The organism is Dyella sp. 01N448 (genome assembly GCF_056399225.1).
Window position 1 is genome coordinate 14165 of record NZ_JBFTQX010000018.1, and the last position, 26098, is coordinate 40262.

At 63.5% G+C, this 26098-nt stretch carries 19 protein-coding genes; 16 read left to right on the top strand and 3 right to left on the bottom strand.

The genetic code is table 11. The annotated features are described in order from the left end of the window. Positions 1–25: 25 nt before the first annotated feature. The 3 genes from lpxB to AC1DKY_RS19410 all read left to right on the top strand — a co-directional run bounded on the left by lpxB (position 26) and on the right by AC1DKY_RS19410 (position 2434). Positions 26–1237, top strand: a complete 1212-nt coding sequence (lpxB, locus tag AC1DKY_RS19400) for a lipid-A-disaccharide synthase (protein WP_441605254.1) — start codon at positions 26–28, stop codon at positions 1235–1237. Next, positions 1230–1868 (top strand): ribonuclease HII, encoded by a 639-nt coding sequence (locus AC1DKY_RS19405; RefSeq protein ID WP_441605255.1) that lies wholly within the window; start codon positions 1230–1232, stop codon positions 1866–1868. Before lpxB ends, AC1DKY_RS19405 begins: the two co-directional genes overlap by 8 nt. 365 nt (positions 1869–2233) lie before the next feature. Further along, the gene (locus AC1DKY_RS19410; protein WP_441605256.1) at positions 2234–2434 is read left to right on the top strand and encodes a hypothetical protein; all 201 of its coding nucleotides are present in this window, start codon (positions 2234–2236) and stop codon (positions 2432–2434) included. A 52-nt stretch (positions 2435–2486) separates the two neighbouring features. On the opposite strand, the gene AC1DKY_RS19415 is transcribed toward AC1DKY_RS19410, so the two are convergent. Further along, on the bottom strand, positions 2487–3926 hold the full coding sequence (locus tag AC1DKY_RS19415; protein WP_441605284.1) for an amino acid permease: 1440 nt from the start codon (positions 3924–3926) through the stop codon (positions 2487–2489). A gap of 190 nt (positions 3927–4116) precedes the next feature. Between AC1DKY_RS19415 and AC1DKY_RS19420 the strand changes: the two genes are divergently transcribed. The 5 genes from AC1DKY_RS19420 (at position 4117) to ssb (ending at position 13054) form a co-directional block, all read left to right on the top strand. Beyond that, entirely contained in the window at positions 4117–4638 is a 522-nt protein-coding gene (locus tag AC1DKY_RS19420) for a TlpA family protein disulfide reductase (protein WP_441605257.1), read from the top strand. A gap of 91 nt (positions 4639–4729) precedes the next feature. Further along, the gene (dnaE, locus tag AC1DKY_RS19425) at positions 4730–8320 is read left to right on the top strand and encodes a DNA polymerase III subunit alpha (RefSeq protein WP_477180032.1); all 3591 of its coding nucleotides are present in this window, start codon (positions 4730–4732) and stop codon (positions 8318–8320) included. 576 nt (positions 8321–8896) lie between these two features. After that, positions 8897–11563, top strand: a complete 2667-nt coding sequence (locus tag AC1DKY_RS19430) for an ATP-binding protein (RefSeq protein ID WP_441605259.1) — start codon at positions 8897–8899, stop codon at positions 11561–11563. Further along, on the top strand, positions 11560–12252 hold the full coding sequence (locus tag AC1DKY_RS19435; RefSeq protein ID WP_441605260.1) for a response regulator: 693 nt from the start codon (positions 11560–11562) through the stop codon (positions 12250–12252). Before AC1DKY_RS19430 ends, AC1DKY_RS19435 begins: the two co-directional genes overlap by 4 nt. A gap of 232 nt (positions 12253–12484) precedes the next feature. Next, positions 12485–13054 carry a single-stranded DNA-binding protein gene (ssb, locus tag AC1DKY_RS19440; RefSeq protein WP_441605261.1) on the top strand — a complete coding sequence of 190 codons (570 nt, stop codon included), beginning with the start codon at positions 12485–12487 and terminating at the stop codon, positions 13052–13054. Between the two features lie 152 nt (positions 13055–13206). On the opposite strand, the gene AC1DKY_RS19445 is transcribed toward ssb, so the two are convergent. Next, on the bottom strand, positions 13207–14031 hold the full coding sequence (locus AC1DKY_RS19445) for a fumarylacetoacetate hydrolase family protein (protein WP_441605262.1): 825 nt from the start codon (positions 14029–14031) through the stop codon (positions 13207–13209). A 176-nt stretch (positions 14032–14207) separates the two neighbouring features. On the opposite strand from AC1DKY_RS19445, the gene cynR reads away from it, so the two are divergent. Together cynR and AC1DKY_RS19455 are read left to right on the top strand one after the other, a co-directional pair. Continuing rightward, entirely contained in the window at positions 14208–15095 is an 888-nt protein-coding gene (gene cynR, locus AC1DKY_RS19450; RefSeq protein WP_441605263.1) for a transcriptional regulator CynR, read from the top strand. Positions 15096–15259: 164 nt separating this feature from the next. Continuing rightward, positions 15260–15811 (top strand): cytochrome b, encoded by a 552-nt coding sequence (locus AC1DKY_RS19455; protein ID WP_441605264.1) that lies wholly within the window; start codon positions 15260–15262, stop codon positions 15809–15811. A 363-nt stretch (positions 15812–16174) separates the two neighbouring features. On the opposite strand, the gene AC1DKY_RS19460 is transcribed toward AC1DKY_RS19455, so the two are convergent. After that, on the bottom strand, positions 16175–16699 hold the full coding sequence (locus AC1DKY_RS19460; protein ID WP_441605265.1) for a gluconokinase: 525 nt from the start codon (positions 16697–16699) through the stop codon (positions 16175–16177). Positions 16700–16895: 196 nt separating this feature from the next. On the opposite strand from AC1DKY_RS19460, the gene AC1DKY_RS19465 reads away from it, so the two are divergent. The 6 genes from AC1DKY_RS19465 (at position 16896) to AC1DKY_RS19490 (ending at position 26007) form a co-directional block, all read left to right on the top strand. Then, positions 16896–17411, top strand: coding sequence for an RNA polymerase sigma factor (locus AC1DKY_RS19465; RefSeq protein WP_441605266.1), 516 nt, complete (start codon positions 16896–16898; stop codon positions 17409–17411). After that, positions 17404–18519, top strand: a complete 1116-nt coding sequence (locus AC1DKY_RS19470; protein ID WP_441605267.1) for a FecR family protein — start codon at positions 17404–17406, stop codon at positions 18517–18519. Before AC1DKY_RS19465 ends, AC1DKY_RS19470 begins: the two co-directional genes overlap by 8 nt. 131 nt (positions 18520–18650) lie before the next feature. Beyond that, on the top strand, positions 18651–21449 hold the full coding sequence (locus AC1DKY_RS19475) for a TonB-dependent receptor (protein WP_441605268.1): 2799 nt from the start codon (positions 18651–18653) through the stop codon (positions 21447–21449). 73 nt (positions 21450–21522) lie between these two features. Next, positions 21523–23052: a CehA/McbA family metallohydrolase gene (locus AC1DKY_RS19480; protein WP_441605269.1), complete on the top strand. Its 1530-nt coding sequence runs from the start codon at positions 21523–21525 to the stop codon at positions 23050–23052. Between the two features lie 127 nt (positions 23053–23179). Then, positions 23180–24616 (top strand): DUF1254 domain-containing protein, encoded by a 1437-nt coding sequence (locus tag AC1DKY_RS19485; protein ID WP_441605270.1) that lies wholly within the window; start codon positions 23180–23182, stop codon positions 24614–24616. Between the two features lie 353 nt (positions 24617–24969). Then, on the top strand, positions 24970–26007 hold the full coding sequence (locus tag AC1DKY_RS19490) for an HAD family hydrolase (RefSeq protein ID WP_441605271.1): 1038 nt from the start codon (positions 24970–24972) through the stop codon (positions 26005–26007). Positions 26008–26098 lie beyond the last annotated feature (91 nt).

Genomic DNA, 26098 nt, shown 5'->3' on the forward strand with positions numbered 1-26098 from the left:
GCTCTGGCTTTGAGGGTGTCGCGACATGCTTGAAAACCAGGTGACCCGACGCGCTCCCACCATCGCCATCATCGCCGGCGAAGACTCCGGCGATCAGCTGGGCGCCGACCTGGTCGCCGCGCTGCGCCGCCGCTACCCGGAGGCGCGCTTCGTCGGCATCGGTGGCGCGCGCATGCAGGCCACCGGCTTCGACTCCTGGTACGACATCAAGGAGCTCTCGCTGTTTGGCTTCGCCGAGGTCATCTCGCATCTGCCCCGGCTGCTGAAGCTGCGCAAGGAACTGGTGGCGCGCATCATCGCTGCACGACCGGATGTAGTGGTCGGCATCGATGCGCCCGACTTCAACCTCGGCGTGGAAAAGCGCCTGCGCGAAGCCGCCATCCGCACCGTGCACTACGTCAGCCCTTCGGTCTGGGCATGGCGCGAAAAGCGCACGGAAAAAATCGGACGCAGCGCGAATCGCGTGCTATGCCTGTTCCCGATGGAACCGGCGATCTATGCACGTCACGGCGTCGATGCGCGCTTCGTCGGCCATCCCCTGGCGGACCGTTTCGCGCTGGTCTCCGATCGCATAGGCGCCCGCGATTTTCTCGGTATTCCGCTCAGCGTTCCTGTGCTGGCCGTGCTACCGGGCAGCCGCGGTTCCGAAATCAAACAACTTGGCAGCGCCTTCATCGAAGCGGCGCGCAAGGTCGCCGCGCAGATGCCGGGCCTGCGCATCATCGTGCCGGCCGCGAACGAACGCGTGCATGCCAGCCTGAAGCAAATCATCGGCCATGCCGACGACGAAAGCGCGCCGCAGCTGATCGACGGCCATGCGCACGAAGCGATGCTCGCCGCCGACGTGGTGATGCTCGCCTCCGGCACGGCCACGCTGGAGGCGATGCTGGCCAAGCGTCCGATGGTGGTGGGTTACCGGGTCTCGCCGGTGAGCTACCGCATTGCGCGCGCACTGAACATGCTCAAGACGGACGTCTATTCGCTGCCCAATATCCTGGCTCGCGCCAATGGCATGGGCGAGGACGTGATACTGGTGCCCGAATTGATGCAGGACGATTTCACCGCTGACAAGCTGGCCGACGCCACGCTGGCGCTGTTCCAGGACAGCGAGCGTCGTGGCGCCATTGTCGCCGCGTTCGAGCAGTTGCATCTTGCCCTGCGCGGCGATCTGCAAGGCCATGCCGGCGACCTGGCGGCCGACGCGGTCGCCGAGCTGATCGAGGCGCATCGTGCCTGAAGCAAAGGCCAGGACACGTCGTGTAGCGCCAGACGCCGATGCCGTCGTGCGCTTTATCGCCGGTGTCGACGAAGCCGGCCGCGGACCGCTGGCAGGTCCGGTGGCGGTGGCGGCGGTGATCCTGGATCCCTCCAGGCCCCGCATCCGCGGCCTGGACGATTCCAAGAAACTCACGCATGCCAAACGCGAAGCGCTGTACGAGAAAATCGTCGAGCGCGCGCTGAGCTATAGCATCGTGATGGTGATGTCCGACGAGATCGACCGCATCAACATCTTCCAGGCCACCATGACGGGCATGAGCCGCGCGCTGGCGGGGCTTACGCCGAGCGCTCACGAAGCCTGGATCGACGGCAATGCACTACCGCGCGACCTGCCCTGCGCAGGACGCGCCATCATCGGCGGCGACGCGCTGGAGCCTGCCATCAGTGCAGCATCCATCCTCGCCAAGGTCACCCGCGACCGCTGGATGGTGGAACTCGATCGCCAGCATCCCGGCTATGGCTTCGCCGAGCACAAGGGTTACGGTACGCCGGCCCATCTGGCCGCGCTGCAGCGGCTGGGACCGTGCCCGCATCATCGACGCAGCTTCGCGCCGGTAAAGATCCTGGTGGATCAGGGCGTGCTGTTCTAGAACGATCCAAAGGGGAATGGACGTCCAACTCACTCCTTGTGAGTCGCGTCTGGCGATGCATCGATGAGGCCAAATAGCGGCTGTACATGCATGTCCATTGACCCACGTCATCGGCTCGCAATAGCGCTACGCTAGGCTCGAAACATGGAGCAGCGGCCCGCACGCGACAGTCATGGCGAGGCAACCTTTTTCGCCGCCGCTGCATCCGAATGGATAAGGAAGCCAAAGCCACCGCCTGCTCCCTCACCCGCTGAACGTTCCACGCGGTGCGGTGTCTCCTGTATGCAGGGATGCAGGCCCATGCGGTCTCCCCAGCCGCATGGCACTCAAGCTCCAAGCGCGCATTCGACCGCAGGAGTTGTGTCATGAGCACCACCCGCCGCCCCAACGAGCCTGACATCAGCCCCAACCTCACGCCCCACTCGCAACTCACGCTTGAAGAGATGAATGCGATCGCCGAGGCCGAATACCGTCACGTCGACTACGACCGCCATCCGCTGAGGGTGGACGGACTGGAGCACTACCTCGACCGTTACGACGCCAGCGAACGCTTTCACATCTGGTGATGCCGTCAAGGTAGGCGACGATGGAGCGCCATCGTCGCCTTGGAATGGGAAATCAGTCGCGCGCCCGCAGCAAGCTATGGCGATAGCCGTAGCCGACATAGATCAGCATGCCGAGCGCCGTCCAGCCGGCCAGCAGCATCCAGTTGCCGGCATTCATCTGCGCGAGCAGGAACAGGCAGACCGCCACGCCCAGCGGGCATACCACCGCGGCGGCAGGCACGCGGAAACCGCGCGGCAAGTCAGGACGCGTGCGACGCAGGACCAGCACGCCGACGCATACCGTGGCAAAGGCCAGCAGCGTACCCATCGAGAGCAGGTCGCCGAGCAGGCTCAGCGGGAACACCGCCGCCAGCACGCCGCCGACCAGGCCGACCAGCACGGTCGTGCGATGCGGCGTCTGGAAGCGCTCGTGCACGGCGCTGAACATGCGCGGCAACAAACCATCGCCGGCCATGCTGTAGAGAATGCGCGCCAGGCCCAGGTGCATCACCAGGATCACCGAGGTCAGGCCGGCCACCGCGCCAACCTGCGTGAGCAGCTTGAGCCAGGCCAGCTGTGGATGTGCCGCCAGCGCCGTCGCCACCGGCTCGGCGGTGGCGAGCTGGGCAAACGGTACCAGTCCCGTCAGCACCGCCGCCACGATGATGTAGAGCACCGTGCACACGGCCAGCGAGATCAGGATGCCGGCGGGCACGTTCTGCTGCGGATTGCGCGTCTCTTGCGCCGCCGTCGCCACCGCGTCGAAGCCGATGTACGCGTAGAACACGCTGGTCGCCGCGCGGAACACGCCGCTCCAGCCGTAATGGTCGCCGCCCTGGTTGGCCGGCACATAGGGGTGCCACAGCGAGGTGTCGATGTATTGCAGGCCAAACACCACGAACAGGATCACCACCAGGACCTTGACCACCACCACCACACTGGCGAACAAGGTCGATTGCCGCGTTCCCGTGTAGAGCAAGGCCGTGATGGCGGATACCACCAGCAGCGCCGGCAGGTTGATCCAGGCACCGGTCACCACGAAGTGACCGTCGTGAAAAGCCAGTGGCGCATTGGCCAGCACGCTGGGGACATCGATGCCCATGCTGTGCAGCAGGCCCACGCCGTAACCAGACCAGCCCACCGCCACCGACGACACCGCCAGCAGGTATTCGGCCACCACGTTCCAGCCGATGAACCAGGCCAGCAATTCGCCGAAGGTGGCGTACGCATAGACATAGGCACTGCCGGAGACCGGCAGCATGGCGGCGAACTCCGCGTAGCTCAGCGCGGCCAGTGCGGCGGCGAGTCCCGCCAGTACAAACGAAAGGGTCAAGGCCGGACCGGCATGCTCAGCCGCTGCCTGCCCGGTGATCACGAAGATGCCTGCGCCGATCACCGCACCCACGCCCAACACGATCAGATCCTTGAGGCCCAGCGTACGCCGCAGGTTGTCGCTGGCGGTCAGCGATGCCTCGATGGGTTTGGCGGTGAACAGCGATCGGATCAGTGACATCAGTGTTTCCCCGGCGAGCACCAGGCCGCCGTGCAGATGGATAAAGCGTTCGACCATGCCAGTCCCGGCCACTCCCTGCAACCGCCATAGGTCCGGCTGCGCGGCGCCATGGCTCCGGCCCGGGCCTCGGCTATGCTTCGCCCATCCAGGGGGAGATGCGATGCGACACTCGATCCGAACGACGCTGGCCGTGCTGGCGCTTGCCGTTGCGACCCTGGTCCAGGCCCGACCCGGACCCGGCGATATCCCGCCCGACTATCTCGGCCACGATCGCGACGGGCACGACGTCCTTGTGTCGGGCATGCGCGGCAAAGTCGTGATCGTTTCCTTCTGGGCCTCCTGGTGCGCCTACTGCCGCAAAGAGCTGCCCGTGCTGGCCGTGCTGCAAAAGCTCAAGGGCGCCGACGAGCTCAAGGTGATCGGCGTCAATCACGCCGACGAGTACGACAAGTTCAAGGACTTGCGCCGCCGCTGGCAGAACCTCGACGTGGTCCTGACCTACGATGCCCCCGACAACCGCATCGGCAAGCCGTACGCCATCAACGGCCTGCCCTTCATGGTCATGATCGGGCGCGACGGTCGTATTGCCCACATCTACACCGGCTACGGCGAAGACTTGTTGGACACCATCATGGCGCAAGTGGACGAATTGCTCGCCCAACCCGCGCCGGACGCGACGAAGGCAGCGGTCGCAGGCCCGGCTTCTTCCTGATCCCATGGGGAAAAGTCGTAGGGGCGGCAATGTCAATCTTGCCCCTCCCCTGCCGCACCGTTAGGCTGAACATCCATCTCGCGCGTGCGCCATGTCCGTTCGCTTCGCTCACCTCCACCTGCACAGCGAATACTCGCTGGTCGACTCGACTGTCCGCATCAAGGGACTGGTCGAAGCCTGTGTGCGTCTGGGTATCCCGGCCGTCGCGCTGACCGACGACAGCAACATGTTCGCGCTGGTGAAGTTCTACAAGGCCTGCAGCGCCGCCGGCATCAAGCCGATCGGTGGCTGCGACCTGTGGGTGAGCGCGCCGGACGATCCGCGCCCCTGGCGTCTGACGGTCGTCTGCCAGGACCGCGAGGGTTATCTCAACCTGTCCCGTCTGGTGTCGCGCGCGTGGCGCGACGGCCAGCACAGCGGTCGTGCGCTGGTGGACGCCAGCTGGCTGACTGAGGATGCGACGCGTGGCTTGATCGCCCTGCTCGGCCGAGAAAGCGAAGCCGGACGCATCGCTGTGAATCAGGGCGTGACCAACGCGGCCGCGCGCCTGCGACCGTTCGCCCAGCAAATGGCCGATCGCCTGTATCTCGAGCTGACCCGTACCGGTCGCGACGGCGAGGAAAACTGGAACGCCGCCGCCCTGGCCCTGGCCAGCGAGCTCGACCTGCCGGTGATCGCCAGCAACGACGTGCGCTTCCTCAAGGCGGACAACTTCGAATCGCACGAAGCGCGCGTCTGCATCAACCAGGGTCGCGTGCTGGCCGATCCCAAGCGTCCGCGCGACTACAGCAACCAGCAGTATCTGAAGTCGCCGGAAGAAATGGAGGCGCTGTTCGCCGACCTTCCCGAGGCACTGGAAAACACTATCGAGCTGGCCAAGCGCTGCTCGCTGGAACTGGATTTCGGCACGTACTACCTGCCTGATTTCCCGGTGCCGGAAGGCCACGACCTGGCCAGCTATATCCGCGAAATCTCGCGCGAGGGTCTGCGCGAGCGACTCGAATTCGCCGGCGTCGCGCCGGGCCGCACGCGCGAGGAATACGAAACGCGACTGGAACGCGAGCTGGACGTCATCATCAAGATGGGCTTCCCCGGCTACTTCCTCATCGTGGCGGACTTCATCAACTGGGGTAAGCAGAACGGCATTCCCGTGGGACCGGGCCGCGGTTCGGGCGCGGGTTCGCTGGTGGCGTGGGTGCTCAAGATCACCGACCTGGATCCGATCCAGTTCGACCTGCTGTTCGAGCGATTCCTCAATCCCGAACGCGTGTCGATGCCCGACTTCGACATCGACTTCTGCATGGATCGCCGCGATGAGGTGATCGACTACGTCGCGCGCAAATACGGCCGCGACCACGTCAGCCAGATCATCACTTACGGTTCGATGGCGGCGAAGGCCGTGCTGCGCGACTCCGGCCGCGTGCTCGGCATGGGTTACAACGCGGTCGACCGCATCGCCAAATTGATTCCCGCGCGTCCGCTCGATCTCACCTTGCAGTGCGCGCTCGGACGTTCGGAAAAAGCCAAGAAAGAACCTGATCGCATCGTCAAGGAGTTCTGCGAACTCTACGAGCAGGACGAAGAAGCGCGCACGCTGATCGACCTGGCACTGAGCCTGGAAAGCCTCACCCGCAACGTCGGCAAGCACGCCGGCGGCGTGGTGATCGGTCCCAAGCCACTCACCGAATTCGCACCGCTGTACTGCGAACCGGGCGGCGCGGGTGTGGTGACGCAGTACGACAAGGACGACGTGGAAGCGGTCGGCCTGGTGAAGTTCGACTTCCTCGGCCTGCGCACGCTGACCATCATCGATTGGGCGGTGAAGGCGATCAATCTGCGTCGCGAGACTTGCGGCGAAGCACCGCTGGATATCGCCGCGCTGCCGCTCACCGATGCGCCCACCTACGATCTGCTGAAAAAAGCGCAGACGGTGGCTGTGTTCCAGCTCGAATCCTCCGGCATGCAGCGCATGCTCAAGGACGCCAAGCCCGACCGCTTCGAAGACATCATCGCGCTGGTGGCCTTGTATCGCCCCGGCCCGATGGATCTGATCCCCAGCTTCGTGGCGCGCAAGCATGGCCGCGAGGATGTGATCTATCCCGACCCGCGCGTCGAGCCGATCCTGAAAGAGACCTACGGCATCATGGTCTATCAGGAGCAGGTGATGCAGATGGCGCAGATCGTGGGCGGTTATTCGCTCGGCGGCGCCGACCTGCTGCGCCGCGCGATGGGCAAGAAGAAACTGGAGGAAATGGCGAAGGAGCGCGCCAAGTTCCGCGAGGGTGCGGCCAAGGACGGGCTGACCGGCGACAAGGCCGACGCCATCTTCGACTTGATGGAAAAGTTCGCCGGCTACGGCTTCAACAAGTCGCATGCCGCGGCGTACGCGCTCGTTTCGTATCAGACAGCGTGGCTGAAGGCGCACTACCCGGCTGAGTTCATGGCCGCGACGATTTCGTCGGACATGGACAACACCGACAAGGCCGTCACCTTCATCGACGAGTCCAAGGCGATCGGCCTGAAGGTGCTGCCGCCGGACGTCAACGCGTCCGAATTCATGTTCGTGGCGGTGGAAGCAGACGGCTCATCGTCGACGGGGCGCCAGGGCGCGCGAACGATTCGCTACGGCCTGGGCGCGATCAAGGGCGTTGGCCAGGGCGCGTGCGAAGCGATCGCGGACGAACGCAAGCGCAACGGCCCGTACAAGGACCTGCCCGACTTCTGCCGTCGCGTGGATTCGACCAAGCTCAATCGTCGCGTGCTCGAAGCGCTGATTCTTTCCGGCTCGCTCGATGCACTCGCCGAGAATCGCGCCAGCCTGATGGCGCAGCTGCCGAACGCGATGAAGGTGGCCGAGCAGCATCTGCGCGATCGACAGAGCGGCCAGAACGATATGTTCGGCGCCATGATGGGCAGCGTCGCACCGGTCGTGCAGGTCGATCTGCCCACCGTGCCCGAATGGCCGCTGGAACAACTGCTGCAGGGCGAACGCGACACGCTCGGCCATTATCTTTCCGGTCATCCCACCGATCCGTGGAAGGACGAGCTGGCGCAGCTGTCCACCTGCCCCCTGGGCGAGATCGGCGATCGCTACCAGCCGCCCAAGCCGCGCAAGAACGACGACGGCGACAACAACCGTTTCCGTCGGGGCCCGGATACTCCGTGGACCGTGGCCGGCATGGTCACGGCCATCCGCAAGCGCGGCGATAGCGATGCCTTCGTACGGCTGGAAGACGGCACCGGGATCATCGAGGTGAGCTTCTTTGGCGAGCTCTACCAGCAGGTGGCGCCGTTGCTGACGCGCGACGAAATGCTGGTGGTGGAAGGCGGCCTGCGCATCGACGATTTCTCTGGCGGCGGCTTCGYCTTGCGCGCCCGCAGCGCCTACACCCTCGGCGACGGCTGCCGCCGCTATGCGCGCCTGTTGCGTTTAAAACTGAACGGGGTCAATCCGGGTTTTATCGAGGACCTGCGGCGGACGTTGGCTGGGTACCGGGGTGGGCGCGCTAGCGTGATTCTTTACGGGTATCACAACGCTACGGCGCAGGCGGACCTGGAATTGGGCGAGGAATGGCGGGTGGATGCTATTCCGGAGTTGTTGCGGGCGATTCGGGCGGTGCCTGGGGTGGAGGCTGCCAAGTTGAGGATTGTGAAGACGGATGATCGGCCGCGGGGGGATTGATTGACCGGTCGGCGCGTCCTTTCCTAGTCGTCATTCCGGCGCAGGCCGGAATCCAGTTTCGTCGGTCTCCGGTTGTTGCCTCTCCGCCAGCGTGCCGCCTACGCGGCGGGCGTTTCGATCGGCTGCCGCCGACCGAATCACTTTTCTTTTGCTGGCCCACGCACGCGCAGGAGCGCGTGCGAACGGCGAAGCCGGCCCGAAGGGCGGAGGGCAGGATGCCCGGAGTAAAAGAAAAGTAACCCAAAGAAAATGGCCTGATAACGCCCGCAGCATCGTGTTGGGATAAGCCCGAACGCTYGAGGTGCGTCGTGATCGGACAACCTCCAAGGGTACACAGGGGATACTCCAAAGCGCTGCGCAACGCGACCGAATCCCTGAGGACTTAAAGCGGAGGCTCGCTTCGCATTGCCCTTTGTTTGCCAGGTTTCGCGGTGCATTGCACTTCTCCCTCTCCCCTGTGGGTCGAGGGTTGGGGTGAGGGGCGGGTGCTCGCGGTAACGTTGCTATCTGCTTGAAGCACTATCCGCACCGAACCCCAAGTCCTACCCTTATCCCATCACATCCCCAACGACACCCATGTCCGAACCTACTCGCGAAGCACGTGCCGATGCCCTGCTGGATGCCGTGCAGGAAGAGCGCACGCGTCGCTTGAAGATTTTCCTTGGTGCGGCGCCGGGTGTGGGCAAGACCTACGCCATGTTGTCTGCGGCGCGGGAGCTAAAGCGCCAGGGCATCGATGTGGTGATTGGTCTGGTGGAGACGCATGGGCGGCAGGAAACGGCTTCGCTGCTCGAGGGGCTTGAGCAGCTGCCGCGCCGCAAGGTGAATTACAAGGGGCGCGACTTCACCGAGTTCGATCTTGATGCGGCGCTCGCGCGACGCCCCGACATCATCCTGGTCGACGAACTGGCGCATACCAACTTGCCGGGCGGTCGCCATGAGCGTCGATGGCAGGATATTGCCGAGCTGCTCGAGGCCGGCATCGAGGTGTATTCCGCGCTCAATGTGCAGCATCTGGAAAGTCTCAACGATCAGGTGAGGCGCATTACCAACGTGACCGTGCGCGAAACGGTGCCCGATGCCTTTCTCGATCGTGCACGCGACATCGTGCTGGTCGACCTGCCGCCGCGCGAGCTGATCCAGCGCCTGAAGCAAGGCAAGGTCTATGTGCCCGAGACGGCGGCCGCGGCGCTCGATGCGTTCTTCTCGCCGACTAACCTCGTTGCGCTGCGCGAGCTGGCTGTCGATACCGTTGCCGGCCATGTGGATAGCGACTTGCGCGAGCACATGCTCGCACGCGGCGGCGCGATGCCGGTGCGCCGGCGCGTGCTGGCCGCCATCGATGGCCATTCGCAGAGCGAATATCTTGTGCGTATCGCTCGCCGCATTGCCGAACGGCGTGGCGCACCGTGGAGCGTAGCCTTCGTCGATACGGGCGCAGCTTTGGACAAGGCGCGCAGCGAGCGACTGGATGCGGCCATGGGTCTCGCGCGTCGGCTCGGCGGCGATACGGTGATATTGCGCGGTCACGCCATCGCGGATGAACTCATCGCCCATGCCGATCGCGAAGGCATCGGCCAGATCATCCTTGGCCGTACGCGCGAACGTCCGCTTGCACGCATGCTCGGCCGTTCGCTGACCCAGCTGCTGTTGCGTCGTGGCGCGCATCTGGAACTCACCATCATCGCTACGCCGGCCGAGCGGGCAAAGTCGCGGCTGCGCCTGCGTATGCCGGGAGGGTCCGGACGTCGCGGCGAATACATCTATGCGACGCTCGCCACGCTGGTGGCATTCGGGTTGTCGTTCATCGCCGACCGTTACCTGTCCGTCGCCAACCTCTCACTGATCTTTCTCACCGCCGTGCTGGTGGTGGCCGTGAGGACGCGCATGGCGGTGGCGGTGTATACGGCGTTGTTGTGCTTCATCGGCTACAACTTCTTCTTTGCGCCGCCACGCTACACCTTGATGATCGCCAACTTCGACGATGTGCTGGCGGTCAGCCTGTTCCTCGTCGCCGCCCTGGTGGCGAGCCGCCTGGCTACCAAGCTGGCCAGTCAGGTCGAGTCCCTGCGCACCGCCCATGCGCAGGCGCGCGCCCTGCTCGCGCTCGGGCAGCGGCTTTCCACCAGCACCGATGCCGAAGGTATCCGACGCGTGGGCGCTTCGGCGCTGGCGCATGTCATGCGCTGTGAGGTGGCGGTGTTGGCGCGCGACGCGAGCCAGGTGTTGCGCGTGGTGGCGTCGTCGCCGCGTGATTTCGATCTGACCTCGCAGGATCTGGGTGCGGCCGAGTGGAGCGAAAAGCACTCGGAGCAAGCGGGCCGCTTTACTGACACGCTCAACGCGGCGCCTTGCTGGGTGTTGCCACTGGGGAGCGATGACAATCATCTGGGCGTCGCCGCACTGCGCCTACCCGCGGGACAGGGCGAACCGTCCACCGACGAGCGCAGCCTGGCACTGACCATGGTGCAGGACATCGGCCAGGCGCTGCAGCGTGCACGCTTGGCCGAGGAACTGGAGGGCGCGCGCGTGCAGGGCGAGACCGAGCGTTTGCGCAATGCGCTGCTTTCCTCGGTGTCGCACGACCTGCGTTCGCCGCTGGCCTCGATGATTGGTTCTGCCGGCACGTTGTCCAGCTATGGCGACCAATTGCCGCCCAGTGAACGCCAGGAATTGCTGGAAGCCATTCTTGGCGAAGGGCAGCGGCTGGACCGTTACATCCAGAACCTGCTCGACATGACCAAGCTGGGGCACGGCACGCTCAAGCTCAATCGCGACTGGACCGATGCCGCCGAAATCGTCGCCGCGGCCACCACTCGTTTGCGCAAGCTGTTTCCCGACCTCAAGGTCGACATTGAGCTGCCGCCGCAGACCTTGCTGCTCTACGTGCATCCGGCCCTGATCGAGCAGGCCTTGTTCAACATCCTGGAGAATGCCGCGCGCTTCTCGCCGCCGGGCCAGGCCGTGCGCGTGGTCGTGCGTCCCAAGGGCGAGCAGATACAGATCGATGTGGTCGATCGTGGGCCGGGCATCCCGGAAGACGAACGCGCGCGTATCTTCGACATGTTCTACTCCGTTTCGCGCGGCGATCGCGCGCCGCAGGGCACCGGCCTTGGCCTGGCGATCTGCCGCGGCATGATCGGCGCGCATGGCGGCAGTGTGGAGGCCTTGCCGGGCGACGGCATTGGCACCACCATTCGCATCACCTTGCCGCTGCCGGCGCCGCCGACCAACCACGCATGACCTCCGCCGCACGTGTCCTGGTCATCGACGACGAGGCACAGATCCGCAAGTTCCTCGACATCGGCCTGCGCGCCGAGGGCTACGAGGTATTGCTCGCGGCCAATGCAGCGGAAGGCCTTGCCCTGGCCGCGACGCGTTCGCCCGATCTGGTGATACTCGACATCGGCCTGCCGGACCGCGAAGGGCATGAAGTGCTCGCCGAGTTGCGCCAGTGGACGCACGTGCCCGTCATCATGCTTTCCGTTCGCGATTCGGAAAGCGAAAAGGTAAAGGCGCTTGACGCCGGCGCCAACGACTATGTGACCAAGCCTTTCGGCATCCAGGAGTTGATGGCACGCCTGCGCGCACTGCTGCGTACCCGTCAGGGTGAGCCCGAAGCGATGCAGCGCTACGACGACGGCAGGCTCGTCATCGACCTCGGTCGCCGCGAAGTGTGGCTCGAGGGCGCGCAGCTCTCGTTGACGCGCAAGGAATACGCCGTGCTCGCGCTGCTGCTGCGCCACGCCGGTCGCGTGGTGACCCAGCAGCTGCTGCTGCGCGAGATCTGGGGCGCCACCCATACCCACGACAGCCACTATCTGCGCATCGTGGTGGGCAAGTTGCGCCAGAAGCTGGGCGACGACCCGACCACCCCCCGCTGGCTCAAGACCGAGCCGGGGGTGGGCTACCGGTTTATCAGCGGGGTCTGAGTCGCCTGCTCGGGTGTCGCAGCCCCTGAGAGCGCTTAGTGATCTGATTCCCGGACGTTTTTTCGTCCACCCCGCACGTTGGGGCAGGGCGAAGGCTGGCTCGATTCACGGTTCCCCGGCGCAGGTCAATCCTGTCTTCCACGCCCGGGGCACGGTTATGATGGCCGCCGGACCAACATCCCGGTGCTGACTGCCCAAGAACGCAGCGCCGGCTCACAGAGGAAACCCATCCATGGCACGTGGCATCAACAAAGTCATCATCGTCGGCAATCTCGGCGCCGACCCGGAAACCCGCTACACCGGCAATGGCACGGCCATTACCAGCATCCGCATCGCGACCTCCGAGAACTGGACCGACAAGCAGAGCGGCGAAAAGCAGGAACGCACTGAGTGGCACCGCGTGAAGCTGTTCGGCCGCCTCGCTGAAATCGCCGGCGAATACCTCAAGAAGGGTCGCCAGGTGTATATCGAAGGCTCGCTGCGCACCGACAAGTACACCGACAAGGACGGCGTCGAGCGCTTCAGCACCGACATCATCGCCGCAGAAATGCAGATGCTCGGCGGCGGTACCGAAGGCGGCGCGGCCGGCAGCGGCGGCGGCAACTTCCAGCGCGCCCAGGGTGGCGGCGGTGGCGGTGGCCAGCCGCGCCAGGGCGGCGGCAACTACGGTGGCGGCCAGGCCCGCGGCGGCGACAATTTCGGCGGCGGCTCGCGTGGTGGCGACAACCAGGGCAACCAGCAGCGCCAGTCGGCTCCGCCGGCACAGAACAACAGCTTTGATGACGACGATATCCCGTTCTAAGGCATACCCTGGAACGGCCAGACGGTCTTGAAGCATGAACCCCCGATTTTTCGGGGGTTTTGCTTTTTTGCGACTGGCGTTTTCTGCGCCGGTGGCGATGCGTTCGTCTCGCCTGGCGACGGAGCGCCGTCAAGATCCATGATCGCGAACGCTCAGCGGCGGATCTCGTGCCGCTGCGCACCCAGATGCGTGATGCCGCATTCAAGAACATCGCCCACCTGCATGAAGCGATTCTTGCCGAAGCCGACGCCAGGGGGCGTGCCTGTTGCAATCAGGTCGCCGGGCAACAGCGTCATGTGGGTCGAGAAATAGGCCAGCAGGTCGTTGATCGGGAAAAGCATGTCGCCGGTATTTCCCTGCTGCTCGTACTTGCCGTTGAGCTTGGTCCACAGATCGAGCGCCATGCCATCAATGCCGGTGGTCAGGTACGGGCCCACCGGCGAATAACCGGGGCGCGACTTGGCGCGTACCAAATGCTGCTGGCCTTGCTGGTCGACCTGAGTATCGCGATCGGAAACGTCGTTGATGCACACGAAACCGAAGATATGGCCAGGTGCATCCCCGGCCGTGATATCGGTCGCTTCGCGCCCGATCACGATCGCCAGTTCCACCTCCCAGTCAAGTTTCACATTGGGATTGGGGCCGCGCGAGATCGGGTCATTCGGGCCTGACAACGAACTGGTGGCCTTCATGAAGACTTCCGGCTCGGTCGGCGGCGTCATCTTGAACTCTTCGATGTGCTTGCGGTAATTGAAGCCGGTAGCGGCAACCTGGCGAATATCCGCGATGGGCGAGAGGAAGCTGAAGTCGCCCTCGACAGGAGAGAGGCCGGTCGTATCGACCGCATTCAAAATGCCGCTGCCAATGGCATCCGCGGTGATGTCAGGCAGGATGGGACGAAGATCCAGGTGCTTGCCATCCTTCAGGATGACCGGGACGACGCCGTTGCTGGTGAGGACTCGCGCAAACTGTTGCATGGTCAAATCTCCGCTGATCGATGGCTACGTTCCGCATGGCGGACGTGAGCGAGGCTAAGCATGGCTCTGGATAGGCAGACGATGCACCCAGTGCTCGCCTGGTGAAAAAGTTACGGCGTCGAGCTATAACTGTCCAAGACCGATTTATTAGCGTAGCCATAATCTGGGGGTTATAGGTGACCGTCCTGCGCCATGTCCGCTATCTCAAGGCGGTTGTCGAGCATGGGAGCTTTACCCGCGCGGCCCAGGCGCTGCATGTTTCGCAGCCAGCGCTGTCGCAACAGATCAAGGAGCTGGAAGAGCGCGTGGGCGCGCAACTGCTCGACCGTTCCGGCCGCAAGGTCCGCGCTACGGATCTGGGAGCAATCTACCTTCAACATGCGGCGCGCGCTTTGGAGGAGTTGGATCAGGCGACGCGTGCGGTCCGCGATGTCGAGGATCTTTCCACGGGAGCATTGCGACTGGGCGTGACACCCAGCGTCGCCAGCTATTTCATCGGGCCGGTGCTTCAGCGCTTCCGCAAGCGCTACCCCGGCATAACGCTGACGGTCCGCGTTTCATCGCAGGAAGTCATCGAACCGGCACTACGTGACGATGCGCTGGATCTGGGCATAGGCTTTGGAGACTTTCCCGCGGAAGACATCGAGGCGACGCCGTTGCACGAAGAGCGTCCGATGTTGATCGTCGGCAAGGGGCACAGGGACGCGCATAAAGCGATGGTAACGGCCAAGGAGTTGGCACAGATGCCCTTGGCCATACTCGATACATCGTTCTCCACGCGCAGGCTGGCTGACCAGTATTTCCATGGGAAGAATCTTCGGCCGACCATCATCGTCGAAGCAAACTCGATCGAGGCTCTGATGGAGATCGTGCGCCACAATGACCTGGCAACGCTCCTGCCAGCCAATGTCGTACGGCCGGGGCTCGTGTCGATAAAACTGCAGCCCGCACTGGGGGCGCGTCGCGCTGCTCTGCTGCGCCGCCGTAGTGCCTATTGCTCTGCAGCGACGCGTGCCTTCATTGCCATCGCGCAGGATGTCGCCGAAGGATTTGTCGGGAAGTAGGGCGGCTCAAGGACGGGTGGCCTCGGGCACCCGATCCTCTCAGGGACGCGCGCTCAGCCGCGCTTGCGCTTGCTGGAATAAATCGGACCGCGGCCCGGTTATGTGGATAGCGCCTGGCATCGAAGGGCTTGGCGCTCAGTCCATTCGACAAGGTCCCTATCCCCATGCTGGTTCCCGTATCTGCCGCCCCAAGCTACACACGCACCGCCAAAGTTCTGCATTGGCTGGTGGCTCTGTTCATACTGACCAACCTGATCATCGGGCTGCGGATGGAGCGATTCCCTGGCTACTCTCACAAGTCGCCGGAGTGGAACAGCATCTTGTTCTGGCACGGCTCGATCGGAGCAGTCGTGCTATGGCTGGCGGTAGCGCGGATCATCTGGCGTCTGGGCCACCGACCGCCGCCGCTGCCGGGCAGTATCCCGTCCTGGCAGGTGGGGATAGCGCACAGCGTCCATGGCTTGCTTTATCTGGCCATGCTGGTGCTGCCGCTTGCCGGCTACGCGCATCGCGTCGCCGGTGATCACCCGGTCAGTTTTTTCGGTCTGTGGAATTGGCCTGATCTTTTCGCCCCCAGCGAGTCGCTGCGCGTTCTGTTCGGGACCATCCACGTCGATCTCGCTCTGGCGCTCGGCGGCCTTCTCATCCTTCATCTGGGCGCCGTGCTGAAGCATCTGGTGATCAATCGCGATGGCGTTGCCAAGCGGATGTTGTGATTGGCTGCAAGTGACGTTCGCCTGCTGCCGCATTAGATCGCACGAAATTGAAGGGAGGGTCGAGGCATGCGCTACCGAAACAGTCTGGGATTTGCGTGACATCGCCTCACTCAAGGCGTTCTACAGCGACATCCAGCCGATGCGCACGCATGGGGCGAAGCCACTGGCGAGCGTACTGGCTAGATCCGGTGTCGACGTCTTCTTGGTGATAGCTGGATTCATCATCTACCACGTCACGGGGCGATCGGCAGCACAGGTCGCCATCGCGAGCCACGCATGGGCGTTCCATCGGTTCGCAAAAAGGCGGATCGGCTTACTCAGGTGCCACTTGCTGAAGGGAGCATCGGCGCGCTGCAGATAGCGTCAGCGATCGCGTGGGGTCAACGCATTGCCTGCGTTCCACCAGCGCTGGGCTTGATCGATGATGACGTGTAGTGGATCGGTGCCACTCACGCTCAATACCCGCGGCTCCGCCGTTGGAGATTCGAGATCACGGAACTGGCTCTCAACCAACGTAGCGGGCATGAAATGACCGGAGCGAAGGCTGACGCGCTCGGCGGCGGCTTCGGGTGATACTTCAAGATAGACAAAGCCGAGCTCCGCCACGCCGGCGCGCAGCGTATCGCGATAGCGGCGCTTGAGTGCCGAGCAGGCGAGGACGGCGACCTGGCCGGTGGCCGTGACACTGGCGAGCTCCGCGGCCAACTGCTCCAGCCAGCCCTGGCGGTCGGCATCGGTGAGCGCGATGCCGGCCTTCATCTTTTGCACGTTGTATTCGGGATGGTAGGCGTCGCCTTCGATCATGCGTGCGCCGATGCGTTCGCTCAGGGCGGTGGCAACGCTGGTCTTGCCGCAGCCGGAGACGCCCATGACGACGATTGCGCGCATCGGGTTTTGCATGCATGACATCCCGTGACTGAGTGGTGGCCCGGCGTCGCGCCGAGCACCCCGAGGATACTGTGACCAACACCACCATTGTCATGCACAGGCCATCGAAGTCACGAAGCCGTCACAACACCCCCCTAGGCTCCGTGCCGTCTGAGTGCCGTAGCCTTCCTCGGCGAACACGGTCGAAGGAGGAGCGGTGCGGGAAAAGCATGGGGCGTGGTCGGCGTTGTTCGCGGAGAAGGGCGCGACGCTGAGCAAGTACTTCCTGCGCCGCGTGGCGCATCGCTGGGATGCGCAAGACCTCGTGCAGGAGGTTTATCTGCGCCTGTTGCGGATCGAGCCGGCGGATGCGGCCAATATCCGCAGCCCGGAGGCCTATCTGTTCACGGTGGCCGCGAACCTGGTGAAGGAGCATGCCGTGCTCCGGCAGCAGGCGCCGCTGGGCAGCGATGAGCTGGAGCAGGTGGTGGAGCAGCTGGCTGCACCCACCAATCTCGAAGCGGACATGGACAGCGACCTTCGCAAGCAGCGCCTCGGCGTGCTGATCGATCGCCTGTCGCCCAAGTGCAAGGCTGTGCTGATCATGCATTACCGCGACGAGATGTCGTATCGCGAGATCGCCGATCGCATGAGCATCTCGACCAGCATGGTGAAGAAATACGTCGTGAAGGGCCTGGCGGCGTGCCGGCAAAGGATGGCCGACTATGAATAATTCCTCGCAATTTGATGCCGCCCGGCAGGCGCGTCGCATCACCGAGCAGGCGGTGTCCTGGTATATCGAGCAACAGGAGCCGCTGACGGAACGCCAACGCGTGGCCTTCCTCGGCTGGCTGCGCGCTTCGCCGCGCCACGTGGCGGAGTATTTCGCGGTGGTGCAGATGCACGGCGACTTCAAGGCCGCAGCCGCGCTGAAGACGCTCACGGTCGAGCAGCTGGTGGATCAGGCTGGCCGCGATAATCCGGTGGTGATGTTTCCCCTGGTGGGCAGCGCCATTCGCAAGGAAAACGTCGCGCGGCCCGGACGGGCACGCCGGGCGGCGATGCGCGTGGCCGCACTGGCGGCGGCGGTAGTGATGGCATGGCTTGGCGTCGGCTACTGGCGCGATGCCAACGGCCTGGTGGAGCGGAGCTTCAAGGGCGACGTGGCGGCGGTACGTGCCGTCACCTTGCCCGACGGCACCCTGGTGCAGCTGGATCGAAACAGCGTGATCGACGTGCATTTCGATGGACGCTTCAGGCGCATCGAGGTGATCAAGGGCAACGCGTTGTTCGACGTGGGCAAGGATGCGCGTCGACCCATGCTGGTCAACGTGGGCGGCCATGTGTTGCAGGACATCGGCACCGTCTTCGATGTGAAGCGCGATGCCAGCGGCGACACGCTCACCGTGATCAGCGGTCGCGTGCGCGTGCTCAATGCCGCCGACGAATCGAAGCAGGGCGGGCTCGCGGCGCTGTTGAACGCCGATCCGGTGGCGGATCTCACCACGGGGCAGCAGATTTCACTGAACGTCTCGGGCGAGATCATCAAGCAGCCTGCGCAGGTGGCCAAGGTCATTGCGTGGCTGCCATCGGAGATTCGCTTCCAGCACGAAACCATCGGCAATGTGGCGAGGCGCTTCAATGCCTACACCAGCAAACCCCTGGTGATCGAGAACGCAAGCATCGCCGATGAACGCATCAGCGGCATCTTCCACGCCAACAATCCGCAGGCGTTCGCGGCCTACCTTGCCACGCTGCCGGATGTGCGCGTCGTGGAAGAGGGCAACCGCGTGCGCATCGTCGCCTCGAATCAAACTGACACGAAAGCCGGGCGCCTGTAAGAAAAGATTCATGCAATCGGAGGTGCCCGGTTGCGCAAAACGAGGCTCTTGAAAGGTATAGGCCGAAAAAAACGCAGCAAGCGCGTCACAGACCGGCCAGTCATCTACCTCACTCAAGGTTGTTACTCCTCATGCGCAATCGATTGGCATTACATATCGCCCTCGTGCTCGGCGTCACTCTTCCGCTGGCCACGTTCGCCCAAGCCAACGCCACGGTGCACACCACCGCCATCGCAGCGATGCCGCTGTCCAAGGCGCTGGAGAATTTCTCGCACGAAGCGGGCATGCAGGTGGTCTATGGTTCGGAGATCTCCGACACCATCCGCAGTCCCGGTGCCGACGCCGGTCTGCCGCCGGAGCAGCAGTTGCGTCAATTGCTGGCAGGCACGGGCCTGAGCTACCGCCTGGTCACGCCGAACACGGTGACGATCGTCCCGGGAAACGTGGCAGCCAATGCGGGCAATCCGGCCTCCGCTGCGGTGACGACGGCCGGTAGTGCAGGCGTTGCAGCGGCGAGTGATGCGACGGTCGCGTCCGGCAATGGCAAGACGACCAAGGATCTGGATCAAGTCGTGGTGACGGCGCGCTCCGGCGTGGATGAGCGCACCAAGGCCCAGACCAGCTACTCGATCACCACCATCGACGAAGATCGCCTGCGCATGCAGAACCCCACCAGCGTCACCGAGGCGCTGAAGTCGGTGCCGGGTTTCTGGGTGGAAGCGTCGGGCGGCGAAGCGAGCGGCAATATCCGCGCCCGCGGTATTCCGGTGGACGGTTTTGGCTCGGTGAACCTGCTCGAAGACGGTATTCCGGTGCAGCACGATCCGGCGCTTGGTTATCTCAATGCGGATCAGGCGTTCCGCCTGGATGAAACCATCGATCGCATCGAAGTGGTGCGCGGTGGTCCGTCGTCGATCTTCTATTCGAATGCGCCGGCCGGTGCGATCAACTTCATACCGCGCCAGGTGGGTGAATCCGCCGAGGGCCTGGTGAAGTACACCTTGGGCAACTACGGGCTCAACCGTCTGGACTTCTGGTATGGCACGCCGATCGGCGATGGCTGGAAGCTGAGCACCGGTGGTTTCTATCGCCAGGACAACGGCATCCGCAGCCCGGGCTTTACCAACGACCAGGGTGGCCAGCTGCGCGCCACGCTGTCCAAGCAGTTCGAGAACGGCAGCCTCAGTTTCGATATCAAGCGCCTGGACGACAAGGTCGCGCTGGACCTTGGCATCCCGATGTATCGCAATGCCAGTGGCGACCTGCAGGCCGTGCCGGGCTTCAACGGCAACTACGGCACGCTGGCCGGTCCGGAGACCGAACACATCCAGATGATCCAGGGCAACGGCAGCCTGTACAACTTCGACAACAGCCTGGGCACGCAGGTCAAGCGCACGCAGTTCACGGTGAAGTTCGACTACAACCTGGGCGACGGCTGGAAAATTGCCGAAGACCTGCGTTACAGCGATACGGATACCGTGCGCAACGGCGTCTATCCGAACGCGGTGCAGACCACGGGCGATTTCTTCACCACCGCACAAAAGCAGCTCACCAAGTACTACCCGAACGCCGCCGGCATGCGATTGCAATATGTCGACAACGGCCAGGCCTACAACGCCAGTCCCAACAACGGCCTGGTCGTGACTGGTGGTCTGCGCGGCATCACCATGCCGATGAACGAGTTCACCAGCGACACGCGCCTGCTGCGCAAGTTCGAATTCGGCGACCAGACGCACGATGTGACGTTTGGTTACTACTACGCGCACTTCAACCAGAGTTTCGACCGCTATTCGTCTACCGCCATCCTCACGGCGACCGACAATGCGCGCCTGCTCGACGTGGTGGCCGTGGATGCCAAGGGCAACGCACTGGGCAAGCTGACCAACAATGGCATCTACGGCTACGGCTACGAGTGGGCGCACGCCAGCGGCACATCCAACACCAATGCCTTCTACGCGTCCGACGAATGGCAGATCAACGACCAGCTGCGCATCGACGGTGGTGCGCGCTGGGAGCGCGTTAACACCACGGGCTGGACCGAGCTGTCGCAGAATGTGAATCTTGGCACGCCGCCGACCAACAATATCCTCACCGGCACCGGCCAGTTCGTGGATTACGACCACAGCTTCAGCAAGCTGGGCTGGACCTTGGGTGCGAACTATCAGTTCAGCGAGCACCAGGGTGTGTTCGCGCGTTACACCTCAACCTTCCGCCTGCCCAACCTCAGCTCGTACATCACCACGCCGACCGCCACGCCGATCACGCAGACGATGATCTTGCCGGAGATGGGCTACAAGTACAGCAACCGTTACATGGATGCGTACGCCACGCTGTTCTACACCAAGTACAACAACGTCAGCTTCAGCAACTACGTGTTCGATCCGAACAGCGGCGTGTCGACCCCGCAGACGGGTTACGCCAACACCGAAACCTACGGTGTGGAACTGGAAGGCACGTTCTATCCGTCCAAGTATTTCGACGTGCAGTACACCGCGACCGTGCAGGATCCCAAGTACAAGGGGCTGACCTATACCACGGTGACGGCGGGTGCGCCGGTGCTGCTGGACTACGACGACAACCAGCTGATCCGCGTGCCAAAGAACAGCTTCCGCGTGGTGCCGGGCGTGAACCTGTTCGACGACAAGCTGCGCCTGCAGATGTCGTACGAGTATGAAGGACGGCGCTATGTGGATACGGCCAACTCGGTGGTGCTGCCGCAGTACCACACCATCGGTTTGAGCGCGCGTTACCAGATGACACCGGAGTTGTCGTTCTTCCTGTACGCCGACAACCTCAACAATTCGCTCGGCCTCACCGAAGGCAATCCACGTGCCGGCGAACTGGCGAGCAGCGATGCGACCAAGAGCGTGTTCATCGCACGACCGCTGCTCGGTCGATCGTTCCGCGCCTCGGTCATGTACCGGTTCTGACCTCGTTTGACGTCCTGCGCGTCGCACCGCATGGCGGCGCGCGGGACGGTTGTCCTGTTTCGGGAAGCAAGCAATGAATGAGAGTACGCGTGGCCGTCTTGGGTATCTGGCGTTGGTGGCGCTGTGGCTGGCCTTGCTGGGCGTGGCGTGTGCCACGGAGAGCGCGCCGGACGTGGTGTTGCACGGCGAGTTGATCGGCAGCGACAACCATAGCTACCGCGAGGTGCCGTTCCAGGTGCCGGCGGGCGTCAATCGCATCACCGTGCAGTTCGAGTCTACAGGGCGCGCCGAGCACAGCACGATCGATCTGGGCCTTGAAGATCCCGATGGCTTTCACAGCCAGCAAGGACTGCGCGGCTGGACGGGCGGTAGCAAGCAGCTGTTCACCGTGGGCGCGGTCGATGCGACGCCGTCATTCGCGCCGGGTCCAATCCAGCCGGGACGCTGGGCGCTACTGCTCGGTATCCCCAATATCCGTCCCGCGTCGAAGGCTCAGTACACGGCCAAGATCTGGTTTGGCCATCCGGGCGATCCGGCGTGGTTGCCTGCCGTGCTCAATCCACCGCTGCGCAAGGAGGCGGGCTGGTATCGGGGCGACTTGCACATGCATGGCGCGCATAGCGATGGCAGTTGTCCCACGCAGAGCGGCGACGGGCGTGCACCGTGCCCGCTGGTCTTCACCGTGGAAGATGCCGCCAGGCGCGGACTCGACTTTATCGCGCTGAGCGATCACAACACGGTGTCGCAGGCCAACGACATCCGCGAACTGCATCCGTACTTCGACCATCTGTTGCTGATACCTGCGCGCGAGGTGACCACCTTCCAGGGGCACGCGAACCTGTTCGGCACCACCGAGCCGCTGGATTTCCGCCTGGGCAGCAAGTCCGTGCCTGACTGGAATGCCTTGCTGACGCAGGCTGAAGCTTTGCACGGCGTGTTTTCCATCAACCATCCCATCCGTCCCAACGACGAAACCTGCATGGGTTGCGGCTGGACGCCGGAAAAGCCGGTCGACATGCATCTGGTGCAGGCCATCGAGGCGGTCAACGGCATCGACGCCAGGAGCCCGCAGCACACCGGCATTCCGTTTTGGGAGGAGCAGCTTAACCACGGCTACCACCTGACCGGGATCGGCGGCAGCGACAACCACAATGCGAAGGTGGCCTTGCCGTTTCCCGGCGGCAGCATGGCGATCGGTCTGCCGACCACGGTGGTTCACGCAAGCGAGTTGTCGATGAAGGCCATCCTTGATGGCATTCGCGCCGGGCATGTTTTCATTGATGTGCAAGGCACCCGCGACCGGACGATCGATGTCGTGGCGACCGTGGGTGAGCATTCCGCGGAAATGGGCGATGCGTTGAGCGCGCCGGCCGGAAGCACGGTTCGCATCACGATGCGTGCCGACGCGTTGGATCAGGCGCATGCGGAGATCATCGTGGATGGAAAGCCCTTCCAGCCAAAGGAAGATCTGGCCATTCGTGAAGCCAAGCAGAGCTTGTCGTTCGATTGGAGCAGCGATGGAAGGCGACACTGGTTGCGGGTCAATGTGCGTGGCGCCGATGGCAGCCTGTTGATCGTCGGCAATCCGATCTACCTCAATTGATGGCGCGCATGGCCGCCGTCAATCGCTTCCTCCCGGCCCTGATTAGGTAGAACTACGGAGGCATGATCCGGGCGGCTTGTCTCAAACTGGTGCAAGCACCACTCGTTTGATGACGAGGATTGAGGCCATGAAAGCGCTCCTGCTGTCGACCGCGATGGTGACCAGTCTGGCTCTTGCGTCGGCAGCGACGTGGAGCACAGCTCTCGCAGCACAAGCGTCAAGCCCCAAGGATATCCAGCAACGCACGATTGCCCGGCGGGCGGCTGAGGCGGTGATCTGGGGCATGCCGGCAGTCAACTATCAGTTGATGCAGGATGCGTTCGAGAAGCTGCAGGGCGGTGCGAACCAGGTCGCCTATTGGTCGCGGCCGGTCAACTGGAAAGACCAGACGCTCACGCCCAATCCCGACACTATTTATTTCATGCCGTTCTACGACACCAGGAACGGCCCTGTCGTGATGGAGATCCCTCCGGCCGAGGAGGGCGCGACCATTACGGGTAGCGTGGACGACAGTTGGCAAAACGCGCTGGAAGATGTGGGCCCGGCCGGTGTCGACAAAGGCAAAGGCGGCAAGTATCTGATCCTTCCGCCGGGGTACAAGGACAAGGTACCGGCGGGCTATATCCCGATGCCGTCCGACACCTATCGCGGTTTTGCCATCCTGCGCTCCAACCTCAAGAGCGGCAGCGACGCCGATATCGACAAGGCCGTGACGTACGGCAGGCGCGTCAAGTTCTATCCGCTGTCGACGGCCAACAAGGCTGGCGGCGCCGAGACCAGGTTCGTGGATGTGTACGACAAGCCGTTCGATGCCACCATCCCTTATGACAGTCGATTCTTCGAGGCATTGAATCGCTTCGTGCAGGCCGAGCCCTGGATCACACGCGACAAGGCGATGATCGACATGCTCAAGTCGCTGGGCATCGAGAAGGGCAAGTCGTTCAACCCTTCCACCGAGACCAGGCAGGCCTTCGATGCAGCTGCGCTGGAGGCGAAGGCGGCGATCGATCTGGGATACGAGCAGGCGTTCGTCCCGCCGTTCTTCGACAACACCCATTGGGCGTTGCCCGCCGCGCAGGACACGCTGGCAGGGATGATGACCACCTTCAGCAACCCCGATAGCTATCCGATCGATGGCCGCGCCGTGATTTACTCCATGGCGTATTTCAGCACCAAACATCTGGGCGCCGGGCAGTTCTATCTGCTGGCGATCAAGGATGCCCAGGGCAAACGCATGGAAGGCGGGAAACACTACCGCCTGCATGTGCCGGCCAAGGTGCCTGTCAAACTCTATTGGTCGGTGACGGCGTACGACGGCGAAACACACGCACTTATCCGCAATATGCGCTGGGGCAGCCGCGGTTCGAATACGCCGGGCCTGCAAACCAATGCCGATGGATCGGTCGATATCTATTTCGGCCCCAGGGCGCCGGGCGGGAAGGAGGCCAACTGGGTTCCTACCGATCCCGCGCGTCCCTTCGAATTGCTGTTTCGCTTCTACGGGCCGGAGAAGGCGTTCTTCGACAAGCTCTGGAAGTTGCCGGACGTCGAGCCTCAGGCGTAAGGGCCTGCGACACCGACGCAGACAAGAGCGGCGACCTGGACAGCACGGGTCAGCCCAGGACTTATTCGTCGCGGGTCGGCGCGACCTCGCGAGCATCTTCTTGCGTCCCGAGTCTCCTCGACAGCGAACGCCGCGCGATACAGCACAAGGGACGTGCCGAGTAATTTTACGTACACCACGTACGTAGTCTCTCGGATTGTCAGACCCCTCCAAATTCGCGACCGTGATGGCTGGCGCGCTGCCTCTGCGCCGGGGCGCCCAGCCTAGGCTGCGCCCATCACGGATCTCAGCTGCCAGCTTGCACGGCGGCCGCTTGATACAGCGAAGGATCGGATATGTCGGGAGTACTTCGAATGCACGATCTAGTCCGCGCCGGCGGGACGCCGGCACGCAGGACGCTTGCCTGTCGCTGGGCGGCACTCTGTCTGCTCGTCGCCATGGCTTGGACCAACGCCTGCATGGCCGCGCAGGATCCCTTGCCTTCGTGGAACGATGGCGCGACCAGGCAGCAGATCGAGAGCTTCGTCAAGAAAGTCACCACCGACGGTACGCCCGATTTCGTGGAGCCGGCCAAACGCATCGCGGTGTTCGACAACGACGGCACCTTGTGGGCGGAGCAACCGGCCTACTTTGAATTCTTCTTTGCGCTGGACCAGGTCAAGGCGTTGTCGCCCCAACACCCGGAATGGAAGACCACCGAGCCGTTCAAGTCCGCGCTCGCGGGCGACATGAAGGGTCTCGCGGCATCGGGTGAGAAGGGCATACTCGAACTGGTGGCGGCGACGCATTCGGGCATGACCACCGATGAGTTCGCGCGCAACGTGAACCAATGGGTGTCCACGGCCCGGCATCCGAAGACGCATAGGGTGTTCACCGAGATGGTGTACCAGCCGATGCTCGAGTTGCTGCACTACCTGCGCGACAACGGCTTCAAGACGTACATCGTGTCCGGCGGCGGGCAGGACTTCATGCGCGCATGGGTCCCTGCGGTGTACGGCATTCCGCCGGAACAGATCATCGGCAGCCAGGGCGAACTGAAGTACGAGATGCAGAACGGCAAGCCTGTGCTGATCAAGCTGCCCAAGGTGGCGCTGATCGACGACGGCCCCGGCAAACCTGTCGGCATCCAGCGCTCGCTCGGCGTCAAACCCATCTTCGCCTTCGGCAACTCCGACGGCGACCAGCAGATGCTCGAGTGGACGGCCTCGGGCGATGGTGCGCGCTTTGCGGGCCTGGTCCATCACACCGATGCGGCGCGCGAGTGGTCGTACGACCGCCAGTCGAAGATCGGCAAGCTCGACAAGGCATTGGATGAAGCCACGGCCAGGCACTGGACCGTGGTGGACATGAAGAACGATTGGAAAGTCATCTACCCCGCTGAAAAGCAGTAGCGCAAGAGACGGCGCAGGGCATTGGGCGCCGTTGCGGCATGAACGATGTGTCACCGTTGGCTGCCTTGCGCAGTCGTGAAGCACATGAGGA

Excerpts from the sequence above, each read along its gene's own strand:
- lpxB (WP_441605254.1), top strand. The coding sequence starts at position 26 with ATGCTTGAAAACCAGGTGACCCGACGCGCTCCCACCATCGCCATCATC.
- AC1DKY_RS19410 (WP_441605256.1), top strand. The coding sequence starts at position 2,234 with ATGAGCACCACCCGCCGCCCCAACGAGCCTGACATCAGCCCCAACCTC.
- AC1DKY_RS19415 (WP_441605284.1), bottom strand. The coding sequence starts at position 3,926 with ATGTCACTGATCCGATCGCTGTTCACCGCCAAACCCATCGAGGCATCG.
- AC1DKY_RS19430 (WP_441605259.1), top strand. The coding sequence starts at position 8,897 with ATGTCCGAACCTACTCGCGAAGCACGTGCCGATGCCCTGCTGGATGCC.
- AC1DKY_RS19435 (WP_441605260.1), top strand. The coding sequence starts at position 11,560 with ATGACCTCCGCCGCACGTGTCCTGGTCATCGACGACGAGGCACAGATC.
- ssb (WP_441605261.1), top strand. The coding sequence starts at position 12,485 with ATGGCACGTGGCATCAACAAAGTCATCATCGTCGGCAATCTCGGCGCC.
- AC1DKY_RS19445 (WP_441605262.1), bottom strand. The coding sequence starts at position 14,031 with ATGCAACAGTTTGCGCGAGTCCTCACCAGCAACGGCGTCGTCCCGGTC.
- AC1DKY_RS19455 (WP_441605264.1), top strand. The coding sequence starts at position 15,260 with ATGCTGGTTCCCGTATCTGCCGCCCCAAGCTACACACGCACCGCCAAA.
- AC1DKY_RS19460 (WP_441605265.1), bottom strand. The coding sequence starts at position 16,699 with ATGCGCGCAATCGTCGTCATGGGCGTCTCCGGCTGCGGCAAGACCAGC.
- AC1DKY_RS19470 (WP_441605267.1), top strand. The coding sequence starts at position 17,404 with ATGAATAATTCCTCGCAATTTGATGCCGCCCGGCAGGCGCGTCGCATC.
- AC1DKY_RS19475 (WP_441605268.1), top strand. The coding sequence starts at position 18,651 with ATGCGCAATCGATTGGCATTACATATCGCCCTCGTGCTCGGCGTCACT.
- AC1DKY_RS19480 (WP_441605269.1), top strand. The coding sequence starts at position 21,523 with ATGAATGAGAGTACGCGTGGCCGTCTTGGGTATCTGGCGTTGGTGGCG.
- AC1DKY_RS19485 (WP_441605270.1), top strand. The coding sequence starts at position 23,180 with ATGAAAGCGCTCCTGCTGTCGACCGCGATGGTGACCAGTCTGGCTCTT.
- AC1DKY_RS19490 (WP_441605271.1), top strand. The coding sequence starts at position 24,970 with ATGCACGATCTAGTCCGCGCCGGCGGGACGCCGGCACGCAGGACGCTT.